Annotated in this window: 20 protein-coding genes; 5 read left to right on the top strand and 15 right to left on the bottom strand. The window is 45.0% G+C overall.

From position 1 onward, the window contains the following. Nucleotides 1-102: 102 nt before the first annotated feature. The 4 genes from ubiB to rmuC all read right to left on the bottom strand — a co-directional run bounded on the left by ubiB (nucleotide 103) and on the right by rmuC (nucleotide 4,770). On the bottom strand, nucleotides 103-1,737 hold the full coding sequence (ubiB, locus tag R7041_RS13090; protein ID WP_318114847.1) for a ubiquinone biosynthesis regulatory protein kinase UbiB: 1,635 nt from the start codon (nucleotides 1,735-1,737) through the stop codon (nucleotides 103-105). Continuing rightward, nucleotides 1,734-2,369 carry an SCP2 domain-containing protein gene (locus R7041_RS13085; protein WP_005379213.1) on the bottom strand — a complete coding sequence of 212 codons (636 nt, stop codon included), beginning with the start codon at nucleotides 2,367-2,369 and terminating at the stop codon, nucleotides 1,734-1,736. The genes ubiB and R7041_RS13085 overlap by 4 nt, the downstream gene beginning before the upstream one ends. Nucleotides 2,370-2,380: 11 nt before the next feature. Beyond that, on the bottom strand, nucleotides 2,381-3,160 hold the full coding sequence (gene ubiE / locus R7041_RS13080) for a bifunctional demethylmenaquinone methyltransferase/2-methoxy-6-polyprenyl-1,4-benzoquinol methylase UbiE (protein ID WP_005379210.1): 780 nt from the start codon (nucleotides 3,158-3,160) through the stop codon (nucleotides 2,381-2,383). A 77-nt stretch (nucleotides 3,161-3,237) separates the two neighbouring features. Then, on the bottom strand, nucleotides 3,238-4,770 hold the full coding sequence (gene rmuC, locus R7041_RS13075) for a DNA recombination protein RmuC (protein WP_033905890.1): 1,533 nt from the start codon (nucleotides 4,768-4,770) through the stop codon (nucleotides 3,238-3,240). A gap of 168 nt (nucleotides 4,771-4,938) precedes the next feature. Between rmuC and R7041_RS13070 the strand changes: the two genes are divergently transcribed. Both R7041_RS13070 and R7041_RS13065 read left to right on the top strand, forming a co-directional pair. Continuing rightward, nucleotides 4,939-5,844 (top strand): DMT family transporter, encoded by a 906-nt coding sequence (locus R7041_RS13070; RefSeq protein WP_054579547.1) that lies wholly within the window; start codon nucleotides 4,939-4,941, stop codon nucleotides 5,842-5,844. Between the two features lie 194 nt (nucleotides 5,845-6,038). Then, nucleotides 6,039-8,486, top strand: coding sequence for an EAL domain-containing protein (locus R7041_RS13065; protein ID WP_206949370.1), 2,448 nt, complete (start codon nucleotides 6,039-6,041; stop codon nucleotides 8,484-8,486). A gap of 18 nt (nucleotides 8,487-8,504) precedes the next feature. Here the strand turns inward: R7041_RS13065 and R7041_RS13060 are convergent, their stop codons facing one another. Genes R7041_RS13060 through R7041_RS13045 form a run of 4 tightly spaced genes read right to left on the bottom strand, consistent with a single transcriptional unit; the run spans nucleotide 8,505 to nucleotide 10,746 of the window. Continuing rightward, nucleotides 8,505-9,575 carry an AI-2E family transporter gene (locus tag R7041_RS13060; RefSeq protein ID WP_064368889.1) on the bottom strand — a complete coding sequence of 357 codons (1,071 nt, stop codon included), beginning with the start codon at nucleotides 9,573-9,575 and terminating at the stop codon, nucleotides 8,505-8,507. 45 nt (nucleotides 9,576-9,620) lie between these two features. After that, on the bottom strand, nucleotides 9,621-9,947 hold the full coding sequence (locus R7041_RS13055; protein WP_005379200.1) for a hypothetical protein: 327 nt from the start codon (nucleotides 9,945-9,947) through the stop codon (nucleotides 9,621-9,623). Continuing rightward, the gene (locus R7041_RS13050; RefSeq protein WP_064368888.1) at nucleotides 9,937-10,449 is read right to left on the bottom strand and encodes a hypothetical protein; all 513 of its coding nucleotides are present in this window, start codon (nucleotides 10,447-10,449) and stop codon (nucleotides 9,937-9,939) included. Before R7041_RS13050 ends, R7041_RS13055 begins: the two co-directional genes overlap by 11 nt. A 48-nt stretch (nucleotides 10,450-10,497) precedes the next feature. Next, a complete protein-coding gene (locus R7041_RS13045; protein WP_005379196.1) occupies nucleotides 10,498-10,746 on the bottom strand; it encodes a hypothetical protein in 249 nt (82 codons plus the stop codon). A 361-nt stretch (nucleotides 10,747-11,107) separates the two neighbouring features. On the opposite strand from R7041_RS13045, the gene R7041_RS13040 reads away from it, so the two are divergent. Continuing rightward, nucleotides 11,108-11,545: a DUF2383 domain-containing protein gene (locus R7041_RS13040; protein WP_005379194.1), complete on the top strand. Its 438-nt coding sequence runs from the start codon at nucleotides 11,108-11,110 to the stop codon at nucleotides 11,543-11,545. A gap of 148 nt (nucleotides 11,546-11,693) precedes the next feature. After that, on the top strand, nucleotides 11,694-12,092 hold the full coding sequence (locus tag R7041_RS13035; RefSeq protein ID WP_005379193.1) for a hypothetical protein: 399 nt from the start codon (nucleotides 11,694-11,696) through the stop codon (nucleotides 12,090-12,092). A 201-nt stretch (nucleotides 12,093-12,293) separates the two neighbouring features. On the opposite strand, the gene R7041_RS13030 is transcribed toward R7041_RS13035, so the two are convergent. The 5 genes from R7041_RS13030 to R7041_RS13010 form a co-directional block, all read right to left on the bottom strand. Beyond that, the gene (locus tag R7041_RS13030) at nucleotides 12,294-13,958 is read right to left on the bottom strand and encodes a diacylglycerol kinase family protein (protein WP_206949371.1); all 1,665 of its coding nucleotides are present in this window, start codon (nucleotides 13,956-13,958) and stop codon (nucleotides 12,294-12,296) included. Between the two features lie 144 nt (nucleotides 13,959-14,102). Further along, on the bottom strand, nucleotides 14,103-14,534 hold the full coding sequence (locus tag R7041_RS13025; protein ID WP_005379185.1) for a hemerythrin domain-containing protein: 432 nt from the start codon (nucleotides 14,532-14,534) through the stop codon (nucleotides 14,103-14,105). A 104-nt stretch (nucleotides 14,535-14,638) separates the two neighbouring features. After that, on the bottom strand, nucleotides 14,639-14,836 hold the full coding sequence (locus R7041_RS13020; RefSeq protein ID WP_005379178.1) for a hypothetical protein: 198 nt from the start codon (nucleotides 14,834-14,836) through the stop codon (nucleotides 14,639-14,641). Between the two features lie 8 nt (nucleotides 14,837-14,844). Then, nucleotides 14,845-15,021 carry a DUF1328 family protein gene (locus R7041_RS13015; protein WP_005379177.1) on the bottom strand — a complete coding sequence of 59 codons (177 nt, stop codon included), beginning with the start codon at nucleotides 15,019-15,021 and terminating at the stop codon, nucleotides 14,845-14,847. Between the two features lie 45 nt (nucleotides 15,022-15,066). Next, nucleotides 15,067-15,618, bottom strand: coding sequence for a BON domain-containing protein (locus R7041_RS13010; protein WP_046874167.1), 552 nt, complete (start codon nucleotides 15,616-15,618; stop codon nucleotides 15,067-15,069). 436 nt (nucleotides 15,619-16,054) lie between these two features. Here R7041_RS13010 and R7041_RS13005 point away from each other — a divergent pair, with 436 nt between their 5' ends. Continuing rightward, entirely contained in the window at nucleotides 16,055-17,398 is a 1,344-nt protein-coding gene (locus tag R7041_RS13005; RefSeq protein ID WP_005382945.1) for a sigma-54 interaction domain-containing protein, read from the top strand. 93 nt (nucleotides 17,399-17,491) lie between these two features. On the opposite strand, the gene R7041_RS13000 is transcribed toward R7041_RS13005, so the two are convergent. Continuing rightward, entirely contained in the window at nucleotides 17,492-18,685 is a 1,194-nt protein-coding gene (locus tag R7041_RS13000; protein ID WP_005382944.1) for an NAD(P)/FAD-dependent oxidoreductase, read from the bottom strand. A 180-nt stretch (nucleotides 18,686-18,865) separates the two neighbouring features. Next, nucleotides 18,866-19,189 carry a universal stress protein UspB gene (uspB, locus tag R7041_RS12995; RefSeq protein WP_005379169.1) on the bottom strand — a complete coding sequence of 108 codons (324 nt, stop codon included), beginning with the start codon at nucleotides 19,187-19,189 and terminating at the stop codon, nucleotides 18,866-18,868. Nucleotides 19,190-19,236 lie beyond the last annotated feature (47 nt).

The raw sequence follows: 19,236 nt of genomic DNA, 5'->3' as shown, positions 1-19,236 counted from the left end.
ACAACAATTACAGCAATGATTAGAAGTTGCCAAACACTGATACCACCCATTCTCTTTACCTCGGGTCTTTAAACAAACAAAAATATTTCAAGAGTTTAACGTCTATTGACGATAAGCTCGCCAACTAAGCAGCCAAAATGTGACACCTGCGATACCGCAGGCCAACGAAAGCTGCTCAAAAGCATCGTTCACCAATATTGCCGAGCATACGACTAAAGTCGCGCCAACGCCAAACAAAAACTTTCCTGTCGCCTGCTGGCGCTTGCTCTGGCGATACCCTTGATAAAGCTGATCCATACGTTGATTCATCGCTTTACCTTGTTTCAGGCTATCGTAAAGTAGCTCTGGCAGTTCAGGTAATTTCTCTGCCCAAAATGGTGCGCGGTCTTTAATCGCATTCACTAGAGCTTGCGGCCCAACTTGATTCATCATCCATTCTTCCAGGAATGGTTTTGCGGTCTCCCACAAATCAAGTTGAGGATATAGCTGCCTACCAAGCCCTTCCACGTACAACAGCGTTTTTTGCAACAGTACAAGTTGTGGCTGAACCTCCATATTGAATCGACGTGCCGTGTTGAACAAATTCAACAACACATGACCAAAGGAGATTTCGCACAATGGCTTAGCAAAAATAGGCTCACACACAATGCGAATCGCGAACTCAAACTCATCGACATTGGTATCCGCAGGCACCCAACCTGAATCCACATGTAACTCCGCCACTCGGCGGTAGTCACGATTGAAAAACGCCAGGAAGTTTTCCGCCAGATAACGCTTGTCTTCGCTATTAAGTGTACCAACGATTCCGCAATCTAGCCCTATCCACATTGGGTTCTCTGGATGTTCGGGTTTGACGAGCACATTACCCGGATGCATATCGGCATGGAAAAAGCTGTCTCGGAACACCTGAGTGAAGAACACACTCACACCGCGTTCCGCGAGCAATTTCATATTGGTGCCATTTGCTTTCAAGCCTTCAATATCAGAGACTTGAATGCCATATATTCGCTCAGAAACCATGACAGTTTCATTACTGAAGTCGGGAAAAACTTCAGGAACATATAATTCTTCGCTGCCCTCAAAGTTGCGGCGCAACTGAATGGCATTCGCCGCCTCACGTCGCAAGTCGAGTTCATCAAGCAGGGTTTTCTCGTACTCACGCACGACTTCAACTGGTTTTAAACGACGTGCTTCAGGCATCGCTCCGGCGACTATACGCGCCATTCGGTGCATCAGTTTTAGATCTGAATCAATGACTGGGCGAATATCTGGGCGGATAACCTTTAATACCACTTCTTGGTTAGTGTCTTTTATGCGCGCAGTATGTACCTGAGCAATCGACGCAGACGCCAGTGGTTTGATATCAAACTCGGTAAACCATTTTTCTAACGGACCACCTAATGCTTGCTCCATCTGCTTTTTTGCCAACTCGCCATCAAAAGGCGCGACTTGGTCTTGAAGTAAAGCTAGGGGATCAGCGATATGCGGAGGAAATAAGTCACGGCGCGTCGACATCATCTGACCGAACTTAATCCAAACCGGCCCCAGCTCTTGCAGTGCTAAACGCAGACGTTCACCGAGTGGTTTTTCTGGGTGCTTGTTCTTAATCCAAAACAAGCTTTTGCGCAGTAAAAGCGGAGCTTTGGTCAGTTGGTGATCGGGAAGCAGCTCATCTAAGCCGTATTCCAGTTGTACTTTGGCGATGTGGTATAAGCGCTTTAGTTCTGCTGGCGTCATGGTTTCTCCAATGCAGGCTTATCTGCATCCAGCTTATTCAGCAAAGCCGTTAAACGAGCTTCAATGCGAGAAGCCTGGCTGCGAACCTCATCAACTTGGTCACAGAAATAGGCCACTTCTAACGGAGCGGGAGCCAGTTTCCATTCTTCAGTCACTACTTGCGCAAGATGACGCTGGTGTTTTTCTGCTTGAGACGCAAGAAAGTTGCCGATGTTTTTTGAACCTTGCACAAAGGTATGTGCGGCGACATCGCCAGTCACGCGAGACAACCACTCTTCAACATCTGGTTTGCAATCCACCATCAACTGAGAGAATTTCTGCGCCAATTGAATATCGCCTTCGAGTTCAAGTTTATCTTGCTTAATAAGACGAGTGATGTTGGCCTGATCGCGCAGCTCTGGTAACACACTCAAGTTGAGCGATAGATAGCAGTTAGGCTGCCCTTCGTAATGACCGAGCACATCAATTTGCTGACTAAAAACGAATGTCAGTGTTTTATTGATCTCTTTCAGGTGAACTTGAATAACTTGACCTTTTAGACGCGCTAAACGACGGCCCAATGCAGGGTCGTCTTTGATCAGTGTATTCAGTGACGTTTCAATCACAGCGGTGATAAGTGGTTCAAATGGCATGCCGTTAACCCTTAGAATTTATAACCGCGATGCAAAGCCACAATACCACCAGTTAAGTTGTAGTATTTGGTGTTTTCAAAACCTGCGTCTTGCATCATGCCTTCCAGCGTTTCTTGGTCTGGATGCATACGGATTGACTCCGCTAGGTAGCGGTAACTCTCTGAGTCATTCGCAACTAGCTCACCGATTCTCGGCAACAAGTGGAATGAATATGCATCGTATACTTTAGATAACGGCTCTAGCACTGGTTTTGAAAATTCCAACACCAATAGGCGGCCGCCTGGCTTCAGTACGCGGAACATTGAACGAAGCGCTTTGTCTTTGTCTGTCACATTACGCAAACAAAAACTGATGGTGATAACATCAAAATAATCATCAGGGAACGGCAGTTCTTCTGCGTTGGCTTGAACGTAATGCACGTTACCCACAATACCGTTGTCACGCAGTTTATCGCGACCAACGTTAAGCATTGAGTTATTGATATCGGCAAGGATGACATGGCCTTCATCGCCAACAATGCGCGAGAATTTCGCCGTCAAATCCCCCGTACCACCACCTAGGTCAAGAATACGCTGGCCAGGGCGAGCGCCACTACAATCGATAGTGAAGCGCTTCCAAAGGCGGTGAATACCACCTGACATCAGGTCATTCATGATGTCGTATTTTGTTGCCACGGAGTGGAATACTTCGGCAACCTTAGTCACTTTTTCGTCTTTTGCCACTGTAGAGAAACCAAAGTGAGTGGTTTCATTCTCTAACGCTGTATTGGATTGCAAACTTGTGTCCGTCATTCTAATTCCTCTTAGGCAGCGCTTTCCTCTACGGGGCGTTTGTTGACAAATAAAATCGCCCACTGCACTGCGGGCGATTAGTTTACTTTATCCTCAGCCGGATGTCTTTCTACTAACGGGTCATTTTCTGAAAATGCATCACTCTGCGCTAACTGCGCGAGGTCGGAAGAAATCGGTCGTTTAATTTCAACTCCCAAGTGTTTAAAGCTTTCGGCTTGGCGAATCACATTTCCGCGCCCTGTGGCAAGCTTGTTCATCGCACCTTGATAGCTTTGATTCGCCTTATCCAGCGCACCACCGAGCCCCTCCATGTCGTCTACAAACAATCGTAATTTGTCGTAGAGTTTTGTCGCACGCTGCGCAATCATTTTGGCGTTTTCATTTTGGCGTTCATTGCGCCATAGATTATCAATGGTGCGCAATGCCACCAGCAACGTTGTTGGGCTCACCAAAATGATGTTTTGCTCCATCGCGTCTTTAATCAAGCTCGGATCGGCTTGAATCGCGACTTGGAACGCCGGCTCAACCGGAATAAACATAAGTACATAGTCCAAACTCTGAATACCTTTGAGTTTGTGGTAGTCCTTCATGCTTAACCCTTTGATATGTGCACGTAGAGCAGCTAAGTGCGCATTCAAAGCCTGATCGCGCTCAGCATCAGTTTCGGCGTTGAAGTAGCGCTCATAGGCAACCAGCGCCATTTTAGAATCCACAACCACTTGTTTGTTTTGTGGGAGATGAACAATGACATCAGGTTGGTAACGCTTGCCTGCTTCATTTTGTAAGTTCACCTGAGTCTGATATTCGTGCCCTTCACGCAAGCCAGATTCGGCAAGTACCCTAGCGAGCACCACTTCGCCCCAGTTACCTTGTTGTTTGTTGTCCCCTTTCAACGCTTGGGTCAAATTAACCGCTTCGCGCGTCATTTGCTCGTTCAAACGTTGCAGGTTTTTCAGCTCATGCACTAGGGTATGGCGCTCTTTAGCTTCTTGGCTAAAGCTGTCATTAACGTGCTTTTTGAACCCTTCTAACTGTTCTCTAAGCGGTGACAACAAGCCTTCTAAACTCTGACGGTTTTGCAAATCGACCTTCGCGGTTTTTTCTTCAAACAGTTGATTTGCCAAGTGCTCAAATTGTTGTTTCAAGCGTGCTTCCGCTTGTTCTAAAATTTGCAGTTTTTCTGCATTGGCTTGGTTAATTTGCTCATGGCGAGCTTGCTGTTCACGCAGTTGCGTTTCTAGACGTGATTTGTGTTCACGCATTTGACCAAGCTCATCAAAGTATTGCTGGCGCTCTTGCTTTACGGCCTCGAAGTAACGCAGTTTTTCCATAGCTGCCATCAGCTTTCCGTGCGTTTGACGCACTTCAAACGCGGCTTTATCGCGCTCATCATCTAATTCATCCAACTCTTGCTGAGCATCGGCAAGGCTTTGCTTGACCTGTTCAAGTTGCTGTTGATGAAGCTGTTTTTCTGAAAAAAGTTGTTGCTCGAGAAGCTGAGTTTGGGTGATAAAACGCTGTTTCACCCACCAACCGGCAGCGACACCACTAAGCGTGGCAGCACAAAGAGAAGAGAGAATGAGAGATTGGTACTCAAGAATCCATTGCATAATAGCGAGTTAGCCTATGTTTTGTATCTATAACAATGGTATTTAGACACTGGATAAATGTCCAGTTTGTTGGATGAAAAATCCTCGCATACACTAGGCCTTCCTATAATATTCTTTCTTCCGCTCAAATTATCCAAACCGAGCGGCACATCATCACGCAGAGGCATCATGAACGAGCGTCGCGCCCTAGGATTTGGGCTCTCAGCAGTATTACTTTGGTCTACCGTTGCAACCGCATTTAAACTCACGCTGGCAGAATTTACGCCGATTCAAATGCTATGCATTGCCAGCATCGTCTCTGCGATTGCACTAACAGTAATCTGTGGTGTGCAAGGTAAACTGGGCCAGTTAAGCGCTACATTTTTCTCAAACCCTTGGTATTACCTACTGCTTGGGTTGATTAACCCTTTGGCGTATTACGTTATTCTGTTCAAAGCATATGACTTGCTGCCCGCATCTCAGGCTCAAGCGATCAACTACAGCTGGGCCATTACCTTGACGCTAATGGCTGCTGTTTTCTTAGGGCAGAAGATCCGAGCTAAAGATTGGCTCGCTTGCGGTTTTAGCTATGTAGGCGTGATTGTGATTGCCACACAAGGCAATCTTTTAGGCATGGAATTTGAGAGCCCGTTGGGTGTTGGTCTTGCGCTGCTATCAACGCTGCTGTGGGCCGGTTACTGGATTTTAAATACCAAAAATAAGGCCGACCCTGTGGTTGGCGTTCTGCTCGGCTTTTTGGTCGCTATTCCATTCGCCATTGGTTTAAGTCTTTATGAAGGTGCTGACTGGCAGATGATCTCAGCTAAAGGCTGGGCAGCGGTGACGTATGTCGGACTGTTTGAAATGGGGATCACTTTCGTTTTGTGGCTGAGCGCACTCAAATCAACGCAAAACACCGCGCGTATCAGTAATCTGATCTTTGCTTCTCCATTTATCTCACTCATGTTGTTAGCTACCATCATCGGCGAAGAAATTCACCCTTCAACCTTGATTGGCCTGGTATTGATCATCAGTGGCTTAGTCATTCAGCAAGTCTCATGGGGCAAGAAAACCAAAGCGGTAAACGCTTCTTAATCACCTATCCAAAGCCCTAAAAAACGATGCAATAAGTTGGATAAAAAAGAGATATAGATAACATTTTAATGATAGAAAGCACTTTACGCTGCTAGGATTTAGCTACGCGTTGGATACGATACTCACAAAGCCCAATAGCTTACGCTAGATTCTAATATAATTACTTTTGGGCGATTTAGGACTCGTTATTAATTATGTTTCGCTTCGCTATTCCTTCGCCTTTGATGGCAGACTGGCAACACGTTCTGCGACAATGCTGTAATGTAACTCAAGCTCAGGGACAGCTTTATACTCTGAGCGATACTCAGCAGTGGCTATCGACTGAGGTGTCCACCTCAACCCAAAATCATCGTGCTATCGTCGATGTGATAACGCAAGTTGTCGATCACTTTACGCCGACAGATTTTACAGTTAGCCATACCCTCTTTGAAGAGCAAACCTTGAGCATTGGACCAGTTTGGCTACCTAATGGCGAATTGCTTGCCGTACTGACACTGACTCACCCTAATGATCAATCAACGGTTGTTTCGGCATGGCTAAGCGCAATGGCGGGGCGGATCAGCTTTGATATCAACTTGCACTGTCAGCAAGAACAAACGCGACATCAAAGCGCGGAAATAAAGCCAACACCAACACTACAAGAGTTTATCGACTGCCTTGAAGACCACGTATGGATAAAAGGCATGGATGGTCTTTATTCGATGACCAACCGAAGCGTAGAAAATGCGTGGCAAAAAACCAACAGTGAAATCATTGGAAAAGACGATTTTGCTCTGTTTAGCCATGAACGTGCGGAAAAATTCATTGATGCCGATAAATTGGTGGTAGCCACGGGCACGCAAAATATTGTTGAAGAATGCCGTCAAATTGATGAAAACAATAACCCCACTTGGCTAGAAACCATTAAGTCTCCTGTCCGTGATCATGCGGGAAACTTAATCGGCATTCTGGGGATGACACGTAACATCACCCGCCGAAAAATGGTAGAAACGCAGCTCTCCTTAGCGTCCCAAATTTTCAACAATTCGCAAGAAGGCATGGTCATTACAGACCGCAATGCCAACATCATTGATGTAAACACGGCTTTTACCCAAATTACAGGTTACCGCTCTGAAGAGGTGATAGGAAAAAACCCACGAATTCTGCGCTCAGGCCATCATGATCAAGGTTTCTATCAACAGTTGTGGCATCAACTCGAAAACAAAGGCCAATGGAAAGGCGAATTCATCAACAGAAAGAAAGATGGCAGCATTTATCCGCAATTAGCGACCATTAGCGCCGTAATGGACGATAAAAACCACCTTATTAACTACATTTGTGTGTTTGAAGATATCTCTGTGCGTAAGGCACACGAAGAAAAGCTGCAGCGCATGGCTTTTTACGATCCATTAACCAATCTACCTAATCGCACCCATTTACTCAGCTTACTCGAGCAACACATCGAAACCGGACACAAAAACCAGCAGACGTTTGCCACCCTATTCTTAGATATCGACCATTTCAAACACATCAACGATAGTATGGGCCACTTCTGTGGTGACCAATTGCTTTCTAAGTTAGCGATTCGTCTGCAAGATGTGCTTCACCTCAATGCGCATGTGGCTCGTATTGGCGGCGATGAATTTGTGATTATTTTGCCAGACATCCATAGTGATGTTGCCTTACTGGAAACCGTCGGCGATATTCTAAGCGTATTCCAGCAACCATTCGACTTGGCAAACCACGACTCACTTCGTGTCTCGACCAGTATTGGTATTGCCTTGTACCCAAGAGACGGTCAAGACAGTGAAACCTTACTGAAAAACGCAGACACTGCGATGTACTTAGCGAAGAAAAATGGACGCAACGGCTACGCGTTTTACTCACCGGATTTGACCGATAAATCCGTATCCCATGTACGCATTCAATCCGCTTTGCATCAAGCAATAGAAAAACAACAACTCCGGTTAGAATTCCAACCGCAATACAACTTGGAACAAAATACGATTGTCGGCGTGGAAGCTTTATTACGCTGGCAGCATCCAGAGTTTGGCCTTGTACCACCAGCAGACTTTATTCCAATTGCAGAAAAAACAGGGCTGATTCAAAGCATTGGTGAGTGGGTGTTACAACAAGCTTGTTTGCAAGGTAATGCTTGGCTAGACCAGGGCATCGAGTTTGGCAAAATCGCCGTCAATGTTTCTGCGTTGCAGCTTCAGCAGTCAAATTTCATTCAGCGATTAAGTACTATCCTCGATAACACCGGATACCCTGCCCAACGGTTAGATTTGGAGATCACAGAGAGCTTTTTACTGATCGACCCTCAACAAGCCATTGCATCGTTAAATCAATTACGAGAGCTGGGTATTGAGATTTCTCTGGATGACTTTGGAACTGGCTATTCGTCTTTGTCTTACTTGAAAGGTTTGCCAATCAACAAACTGAAAATTGACCGCTCATTTGTCAGTGATGTCCCAAGTAATAGCGACAGCAACGCGATTGTGAATGCCATTATTGCCATGGGAAAAACGCTGTCGTTGAAAGTCGTCGCGGAAGGGATAGAAACTCGGGAACAAGCCGATTATTTATTCGAAAAAGGCTGTATTTATGGTCAGGGATATTTATTTAGTCAGCCAGTGAGCGCTGAAAAACTGTTTCATTGAACCAGCTTGCTCCTCAAGTCACTCTCGCGGTGCCACGTCCGCGGAGGTGATTTGCTTTGCTTGATTTTGGGCTGATTGGCACAGCTCTAGGCGATCAACCAAAATATTGATACAAACCAGCAACGGCACACCGATCAATAGTCCCATTCCGCCCCAAAGCCAGCCCCAAAAAACAAGCCAAACAAAAATCACTAATGGGTTTAAATTAAACCTTTTCCCCAATAGTGTTGGTGTAACAAACTGACTTTCAATCAAATTGAGCAGTAAATAGATAGACACAACCGTCAGCATAAAACTGACCGACTCCAACTGAAGATAAGCAACAAAGCCAAAGCTCACCATGGATATGACAGGGCCGAGGTACGGCGCAAAATTCATCACGCCTGCAAATGCGCCCCATAGAAATGGATCTTCAAGGCCTAGAACAAAAAACACGGCCCCAACACTCAACCCCAGCCCCGCATTCACTAAAGTGATGGTGCCAATGTATCGAGATAGGTCTTTCTGTAGCGCTTTGACCAACTCAATCGCTTGGCGCTGTTTGGCGAACCCATGTAGGTAAGACACTGACTTTCGAAATAAGCTTCGTCCATGATTGAGCATAAAGTAAACCATAAACAGCACGATCATCGCTTGTGTCAAAATCGTCGGCGTAGTGGTCGCGAGCGTTTTTACCAAAGAAAAGACGGTGTTGTTCCCGACCTCATCCATACTCATATCGTTGGCGATATTCAATGGAGTATTAAGGTGATCAGCCGAAGCTTTAGTAACTTCGCTTACTTCTTGCGACACATTTTTCACGATACTGGGCAGCTCAGACCACCATTGCTTGGCGGGCTCCGACATGGCGGCAAGACCAATAATTGAGGCGCCAACGAGGAATGACAGCGTCAACACGACGGTAATAGCACGTGGTAAACCTTTGTCTTCAAGATAATTAATGAAAGGGCTGCACAGCAGAGAAATAAAGGTGCTAAGCACAATAGGTAACAATATTGGCTTGGCAAAATACAGCCCTGGGACGAGTAACAGGACGAGAAGCGTTGCACCAATCGCAGTGTTGGCAGGAATGTTCAATTTCGCTGTCATAATAAGCTCAGAATCGGTAAGAAAATTTTGCGGTGAAATCCGCTATTAGAGTGGTTCGCCCTCTGTCGTCGCAGCGTTGCTTACTTGTGTTGCTGCATTTCCATTTTGCTCCGCATCTGACTCATCCAGAGAAGCTGCCGCGACCGGCTTTGTGAGCGAATCGGTAATATCAGACACGCTGCTAACCAATAGCCCCATTGACGAAATAGAAGAAGTCAGTCGAGACAATCGACCTGCTTTTGCTGCGGTAACGGCAACGACAGCACTAATGCCTAATGTCGTCCAAGGGTTTTCTCTCACAAACTTCTTGGTGGTAAACGTGAACATTTCCATCGACAAACAACATTGCTCTAGAGATGCTTTACCTTCCATCCGCTTGATCCGCATGGCTCGATTGAGCTTTTGTAGCGAGCGCATCCCACCCCTCCTGTAATTGTTCTGTCGTATTTTTGAATCCAAGAAATCCAACTAAACGCTTCTGCCACCAGGCTAAAGCAAATAATGCCAAGCCTAATGATGTGATAAATACACCCACGGCAACATATACGTTGGCAGTTAACTGATAAGCCACCACCCCAGAGGCAAGGCACAAACTGAATACGAACAGTACCGACAATAGGGTAAAAACAACGGTACACAGCAAAATCTGACGCACTGCGGACACGTTAACTTTCATCTCCAAGATGAACAAATCCAACGTTGAACCCGACCATGCTTTTAGCGATTTCGTCAGTTGGTCCAATTGCGCAAGAATGCTGCCCAAACCATTAATGGTCTGTTGGATGTCCTGTTCTTCTGCCCCATCAGGGGCTCGGCCGCAGTCTGAAGCCGCCGAGCCTGATTGCTGATTGGTAACTTGCCCTGAATTATTCATGTGAAGCCTCGCCCTTCTGTTGTGTGGCTTAATCCTTGGTGACCACTATTATTTGATCAGCTTCGAAACCGCCCAACCAGCAAGGAAGGCACAACCTATGCTCAGCAATGGTCGCTCCTTGATTACATTCTCTGCCGACTTAGTCGCCTGCTGAACTTGCTGCGCACCGACATCCAGCTTCTCTTTGGCTTGGTCTTTCATCGCGCCAACGGCTTCCGTCGTGGCTTGCTCCGCTAAGTGATATGCTTCTTCTAACTGCTCTTGAGGTTTTACTGTGCTTTCTTTTGTAGTAGCCATAACTAGCCTCCGTTAATGAGTTGAATAGTGAATCAAGTGAAACAATGTTTGACCTCACTTACTCCCTACAAAGCCATATCCATGCCATAATTTTAAGTTATTGTTTTTTATTGATTTTATTTTTGTTTCGATAAAAAGCCATATCTGTACGTGTAATTCTTTCCAGGCTTTCCCCGCCATTCTTGTAATTTTTTCTTAGCGCCTTACCGACTGTTAGCAAGTTATTGCAAAACTAGATGCTAAGTCACTGATCAATAAGACTTAAAACTCATTGGCATACAACCTGCAACTGAAGATGAAACATCGTGTTTGTATTCCATACGCTCAAACACCCCTATCACCAGTAAATAAGGAGTGGCATATGAAAAATGAAAACATCGCCTCAATCATTGAGCTTATCGAAAGCGGAAATGAAATTTACAACAAGGCCATCGAGAACATCGACAACACTTCTTTGAATAATGTGTTGGTAGAACTGCTCAGAGTACGTGAGCGTGCAGTCATTGAGCTCACTCCCTACTCTCTAGCAAGTAACAATGAAGAATCTGCCGACGACACTCCGGTTTCCTACACCATCAAGGCGCGTGAGGTCTACAGCGACGTGATGAAGGAAGTGTCCTCTGACAAAGAGTCAATGTATTTAGAACAGCTTGAAGGTGTCGAAAGCAAGGTACTCAAAGAGATTGAGAATTTGATTACTTCCCACCCAGAGCAGGCGGATAACTCGGTTCTGCTGAAAGTCCGTAGCGATATAAAAAGCTGCAAAGAAAAACTCAGCAGCATCAGCCTTATTAGCTAAAACCTGGTGGTCGCCTTTGCAATAAAGCTCGGTATTGAGCAAAGAAATGGCCAACTTGCTTTGGCCATTTCTGACAAGCCCACAGGCGCATTAACATAACCATCACGAGAAATGTCCCACGACAATAGTCATAAATAAAGAGGTCACTATGACATTGGATAACAATCGAGTAAGGGAGCTACTCGTAAAAATGACACACCATCGCCAAACGTGTTTGCCTCTCGTTAACCCGCAATCACATATGACACTCGCAAGAGCGGCATATCGATTCGTGAAAATAGAAAAAGTGATGATCAAAAAGATGGCGAAGCTGTTCTTCGATCAAGACGGTGAACAATTCATTGCAGAAAATGCCACCGAATACGGCGTTGCCGAGCTAGGTAATTACAAAGAAATGCATTTTATGAATAAATTACTGTTAGATGATTTAAAAGCCCTGCTTAGAGCCATTGACGACACCAACTTAACCGCACTTGTTTCTTATTGGTTAGCTGCTTTACAAGTTGAAAACGATGAAATTGAAAAGCACTTACCTCAGGGTGAGTAATTATACTCGCCCCTCTTTCTTCACTTTGTTTAACCCTCATCCCCAATCAACCTAATAAAAAGGTGTAGATAGACAAAAGCCGCTGCATCTACGCAGCGACCTTAATAGCCTTTTTACGACGCGCACCAAATCATCAAACAACACAGAAAAAGCGCCATGTAGAATACGAAGCAAATGGCGCGTTATCCGCGGATTACAGTGTTAAAGCGAAGCTGATTTACGTCTCTGGCTTGGAACAAATACGTTCAATGACTTTGGACGCAGCTTGATTGCTAGTTGCTCATCAGAATACAGTTCACCATCAATCACATACTCAATCGGTTTATTCGCAGAAATAGTGACGCTCTGAGCCGTCGCGTATTGAAAATGTGTCGATTCTTCCTGTGCGCCTACGCTCGTTAATGTCAGATCCGACAAGGCGATAAGACGTCCGCCTAAAGACTCGGTGTTATCTAAATATGTGATATGCAGCTTGCCATCATCAGGCTGCGGCGCATCACCACCTTGGGCAAGCAACGTACTAAATGGAGCGATATTCGCAACGACAAAACTATGGACTTCAAGCGTTTGTGTATTATTGTCGTGGTTTCCATCTTCAGTTGGAGCGTCTAACGAAACGGTTAAAGCTTGCGTTTCTTCCGCCACTACAGCATTAAAAAAGCCGGTGAGGTAAGCGAGTTGTCCAAAAACATTTTTCTCTTCTCGCTGAGCGTGCTCGATCATCTTCTGTTCTAGCCCAATACCTAAGACCAACAAAATAAGCCGCTGATTACAGTCCGCAGTATCAATACGTTGGCAGTGTCCGCCAAGCAACGCTTCACACGCTTTTTCGACCGGTGAGAATTTTGCGCCAACGCCATAGAGCACATGACATAACGCATTGGCAGTTCCGAGCGGAACAATACCGAGTTTGAGGTCGGTATCCACCAATTGGCTCGCCACCTCTGTTACTGTGCCATCGCCACCAGCTACGATGATTTGCTTAGCTCCACTTTCTTTTGCCTGTTGTGTTAGCTGCTCGGCGCTGAGGTTTGTGGTGGTTTGATGAATACTCAAGCGATATTTTTTGGTTAGCTCACGAATCAAGTGCTGTTCGTTTTCCTCCCATTTGCCGCCACCTGCAACAGGGTTAACCACCATCCAAGTGGATTGATCCAGCCCCAGTACGCCTTTTTCACTGATCGCTCGTAACGTCCTAATCTGTAATTTATTCAATCTCGCGGTACTGCGTACGTCATTGATTTTTTTCATCACGGATTCAACCGTCAGTGACGGGTCTTTGCTCAGTAAATACGCCGCCACAACAAACACTGAACGACCACGCCCTAACGCACAATGCACAACCACGGCCCGCGAGCACGAGATTTGAGTATCAATCCAGTTAATCGCATGGCGAAGACGCTCTAGCGTTGGGGCTTTGTGGTCGAGTACCGGAATCGAAAGGTAATGAAACTGCTTGTAGGTCATCGCACTTTCAAGGCCTGCAAATTCTGCGGTGACATCGACAATACAAGAGATCTCATTGGATTCGAGAAAATCTAAGTCACTCTGAAACAAACGGCGAGATAGGTATAAATTGTCGCTGACTTTTTGGATTGGAGGTACAGTATCACGCCGTCTTTCCCAGGCGTTATACGCTCTAGCCCCCAATAGAAATGGGATGAATGCCCAGCGAATCCACCTGACAATCTTGCCATCTTGGTTTTTTCTAAAAATAGAGGGAATGTCGAATACGTAGGCTACGCTGACCAACGCTAAAGAAAGAGATATCCACAAGAACAGCAAACTAACGATAATTTGAGGCGTATAGATAGCGGCCAATAAACTGATCAGAGCGCCAAGAATATAATATTTGATGATAAACATTCGCTCTCCTTGCCTTCAGCGAGTGCACTTTTTAGTGGAAGTTAGAATACGCGGGGGATTGAGCTTGGATACATGAACTTGAGCAAACGCCTTGATTGAGTGCCTTCCCGTGCCGAAATGGCACGAAAAGGTCCAACACTCTACCTAGCTTGCCATCTCTTCAACATAACCATCCGCTAGTTTCATTTTCTGCTTATCGGTCATTACCTTACCGGCTAACTGGAAGAAACGCTGCTCTTCTTCCTCAAGATGGTGCAACACTTTGTGACGCAAGGTTTTCATTAGGTTGAGCCACGCTGGCGAGCTCATATCGGTTGCATCAAGCTGTGCAATCACTTTATCAATTTCATGATGCTCTGCGATGCCATGGCGAGTGAGATCAATGGTCTTATCGCTATCTATTAAAGGCGCGTAGAAAAATCGCTCTTCTGCCGCTGCGTGCTGTTCGAGTTCCTCTTTAAGGTTGTGGTAAAACTCTTCACGAGCGGGGGAATCTCCAGACGTTTCCATCAGAGCATCGAGTAAAAGGCGCTGCTTTTCATGACTCTCTTTCAGTACATCAAATATGTTTTTCATCTTTGACTCCTTATCTGATTGTAAACAATTGGGACAAAAGGAAGGGCGGTGATTGACCGCCCCTCTCTTACATAGCTATGCGTAAAAAACCTAACCTGATTCGGCTAACAATCTTGGTCTTCAGCGTTTAGGTTTTCTTTAATGTTTTCACATTCATCTTCAATCGCATTTTGGGTTTCTTCGGCGGCTTCATCTATCTTTTTGCCGGCCTGTTCCATTGGCCCTTCTTCACTACAAGCTGCCAACGCAAACACCAAACCGAATACTGCGGCGATACGGTAAATAAATGACGTAAGTCGCATGGAATCTCCTATCTATTTACGTTTTTTCTTCCCAGCAGAACAATCACTATTGATACAATTAATGACAATAGGAATAGGTAAAATATCACTTGCGCGATAGAGGCAGCAGCTCCTGCAATACCGGTAAAGCCTAATAGTGCAGAAATTAGTGCCAGTGCCAGAAAAATAAACATCCAACGAACCATAGTGTTACCTCCTAATAAAAGTGGGTTAAATCACTCGGCTCGCTATTATTGAACCACTTCTAGCTTATCAATCACCTTATTTACGTCATTGGTGTTATTTGCAATTGAAATTGCAAGATCATGCTCCGCATCTGAATTAACTTTACCTGCCAACGTTACCGTTTTGCGTTCTGTCGTTACATCAATATCCGTACCACTCACATTGGTATTCATTAGTAGGCGCGTTTTAACTATAGTCGTGATTTTAGAATCGGTCAGTGTAGCTAAAGCTTCTGAATCAGTTTCTTTCTTGCCTTCATTCACTACTGACAATTCGTTGTTTACTTTTTTCACACCATCAAGACCAGTAACAAGCTCTTCGGCAAGTGATTTTTCAAGATCATTGTTTACCGAACCAGAAAGGGTAACGACCTGATTCTCTACATCGGTATTGATATCAAAAGAGTTGAGATTGCTGTTTAGCAGTAGTGTGGTTTCAGCTTTACCATCTAGCCAAGCGTCCATGGATTCTTTTTCCCATTTATCACTCGCTAAGACTGCTGTAGATGAAGTAGCAAGAACTGACGTAAGTACAATTTTAGCTGCGATGTTATTCATGGTAATTCTCCTTTATTGACGTTGCACTTCCCTAGGAGCAAACCATGTGCCAACTTTATAACTCATTGTTTTTAAGTGACTAATAAAGGAAAGAGGTAAAAATGAGATGAGCAATAAAGTATAAGCATGAATTATTTACACGTAAAAAATGTAATTTTTAATCGGTGATAAAGCCTCCGTCACTTGTGCCGAAATAACCTGATAAAACAGAAAGGCTATTTATCCAGAATCAATTAATAGCAAAATTATTATTTTAAAAATAAAAATCTGAACAAAAGGAAATATCTACTGATGGCTCTCACCGATATATATCAAAAAGGGGCTAACAACATAAAAATACCGAACAAATCCTTAAATCTATGCTGACAATATTTTGTCTTGTGAAGTGAGAATAATCCACGTACATTGTTTCTGTCATAGTAAAGAGGACATTTCTATGTCGATGCCAAGCCTGTTTCTAAGAATACAAGATCCATCACTTAAAAATGCCATCGCTTCTTGCCAGGAACTGAACAAATTTCGTCTGCATGACATCGATGCCGCAGACCAATGGATTGAAGATTTCCTACAACTCAAACCGGAAGTTGCGATTGTTGAAGTCGCCCACTTTACTAGTGCAGATTATCAACGTCTTTCTAATATCGAAGACATCTACGATATGGACTTGATCATCATTAGCTCAGGCGCTCCAAATGAGAACTTGGATAAGCTGATGAACTTGGGTGCTATTTTTCACTACAGAAAGCCCGTTGATATTGCCATTCTGACGGACACCCTGAGCGAAGTCAGCCAGTACTATCAACACAAACAAGATCAAGGGCGTAAAGTGTCCACCAGCGATCTTGACCAATTTGGTCTTTTGGTCGGCTCTTCCTCTCCGATGCATCAGCTCTATCGTATGATCAGGCGCGTTGCTAAAACAGAAGCCAACGTCCTTATTGTCGGTGAAAGTGGATCAGGCAAAGAACTGGTGGCGCAGACCATCCACTTAGCGAGTGAGCGTAAACAACAGCCCTTTATAGCGATTAACTGTGGTGCCATTAGCCCTGAATTGGTTGATAGTGAACTGTTTGGCCATGAGAAAGGCGCTTTTACCGGAGCAAATAAAACTCACCAAGGTGTATTTAAGCAGGCAGAGGGCGGCACCCTATTTTTAGATGAAATCACCGAGATGCCTATCGAGCATCAAGTGAAGCTATTGCGGGTGCTAGAAACCGGAGAGTATCGCCCAGTTGGCAGTAATACGGTTCATATCGCTAATACTCGCATCATTGCTGCTACAAACCGTGATCCTAAAATCGCCATTGAGGAGCAGTTCCTGCGTGAAGATCTGTTTTTCCGCTTATCGCATTTCCCATTAACGATACCGCCACTGCGAGAACGAGGCGGTGATATCGTCGGTCTGGCCAAGCACTTTATCGCGCACCGCAACGCCAATGAGGCAAAAACCAAAACGATTCTTGACTCTGCGATCCAAAAAATCGCTGCACACGACTGGCCAGGTAATGTCCGTGAGCTCAAACACACGATCGAGCGTGCATTTATTTTGGCTGATGACACCATCCGAGATGAACACCTGATCTTCGACACACCACCATTGGAAACAGGCACCAGCATCGAAGACCTTGTTCCGGCGGGCGTTTCGCTAGAAGAGCTAGAAAAAGCCGCCATTCTCAATACCCTTGAAGAGAATCAAGGCAATAAAACGGAATCAGCGCAGGAGTTAGGCATTAGCGTGAAAACGCTCTATAACAAACTCGAAAAGTATCAAGACGAGTAACTCGCTATGGGAATACAAAAAGAGTACTGAATAAAACTCAGTGCTCTTTTTGTATCTTATCTTTTATGCAGTTAGGCTGCGTTTGGTGTTTGATTAAACCCACTGCCCCGCAACAAAACCGCTCGACCAGCACCACTGAAAATTGTAGCCCCCTAGCCAACCAGTCACATCCATCACCTCACCAATAAAATAAAGCCCTTTAATGTCTTTGCATTCCATGGTTTTCGAGGATAAGTGATCAGTATCGACACCGCCGAGTGTCACTTCCGCAGTTCGGTAGCCTTCAGTGCCATTCGGGGCGATATCCCAATGCTCTAGGCGCTCCACAATCGCCGCAAGCTCCTTTTGATTGAACTGTTTTAGCGGTTTATCGACTAGCTCTTTACGTTCAATTAAGACTTCAACCAGACGCTTAGGCAGCACTTTGGCAAGCGTATTCTTGAGTGACTGATTTGGATGCTTCTCACGACTGCGTTCTAATAACTCAGCAACATCATCGTTTGGCACAAGATTGATCAACACCTTTTGTCCGGCCCGCCAGAATGAAGAAATCTGTAACACTGCTGGACCAGATAACCCACGATGTGTGAACAACAGGGCTTCTTTGAACATGGTGCCATCTTCAGCCGTAATTTCCGCAGGTACCGCGATACCAGATAACTCAGCAAAGTCTTCTTTGTCTTCTTTATGCAGAGTAAATGGTACAAGACCTGCCGTGGTTGGGATAACTCGAAGACCAAATTGTTCCGCGACTTTATAACCAAATGGTGTCGCTCCCAGTTTTGGCATCGACAAGCCACCTGTTGCGATAACTAAAGACTCACATTCGACAATCTCAGTACCAGCATGCAAACGAAAGCCTTCATCAATTTTTTCAATCGAATGAACATCGCATTGGTAACGCTGCTCGATGTTCGGCATGTCACACTCAGCTAACAACATCTTCACGATATCTTTGGCCGTAAATGCATCGACACAAAACAACTGGCCGTGATCACGCTCTTCGAACTCAATGCCATGTTTACACACCATCGAGATGAAATCCCAGTTAGTGTATTGGGAGAGCGCCGACTTAACAAAGTGCGGGTTTTGACACAAATAGTGATTAGCTGAAACGTCGTAGTTAGTGAAGTTACAACGACCACCGCCCGAGATAAGGATTTTACGTCCTGGCTTTTTAGCATGATCGAGCACCAAAACACGGCGGCCTCGCTTGCCTGCTTCTGCAGCACACATTAAACCTGCTGCGCCTGCGCCAATTACAACAACATCAAATTTCTTACTCATCGGTAGCTCTTAGACTGATTGGTATCGAATCAAAATAAAAAAGGATGTGCACATTGCACATCCTTGCTTTCTAGGCGCGACATTCTACCGACAAATACCGAAAGGGAAAAGCGCTTAAACTCTAAGCGCTCTGTATGTCCGCAAAATCTCAGACAGAACAACTATCTAGATTATTGACTCTTAGAGAATGAAGGCTGCAAGTAGCGTCACGCCGAGCAACGCGGTCGATAGAACAAACAATTCACGCACTCTTTCACACTTACCAGTAAAAATTTCATCGTGGTGATGATGATATTCTTTACTTTTAATGTAGTGATACAACCTCACCTGCTTGGTGACATTTCCATGAGTGGTAAAAAAACCATTACCATCAACTTGCTGATATAACAGCGGATGCGCTTCACGCATGATATAAATTAGAGAACGAAGAGCGGTGAGATACCGGACCATATTAACTCCAGTTACCACCATTAGCGCAAATAAGATTGTGTCTCCACTGATCATCTTTTCCTCCCTACATCTTCAACAATGCTCAAGAGAAAAAGACGATC

Source organism: Vibrio sp. 1751, assembly GCF_033339895.1.
In the GTDB taxonomy this organism is placed as follows: Bacteria; Pseudomonadota; Gammaproteobacteria; order Enterobacterales; family Vibrionaceae; genus Vibrio; species Vibrio alginolyticus.
This window is presented reverse-complemented; position numbering and strand designations above follow the sequence as displayed.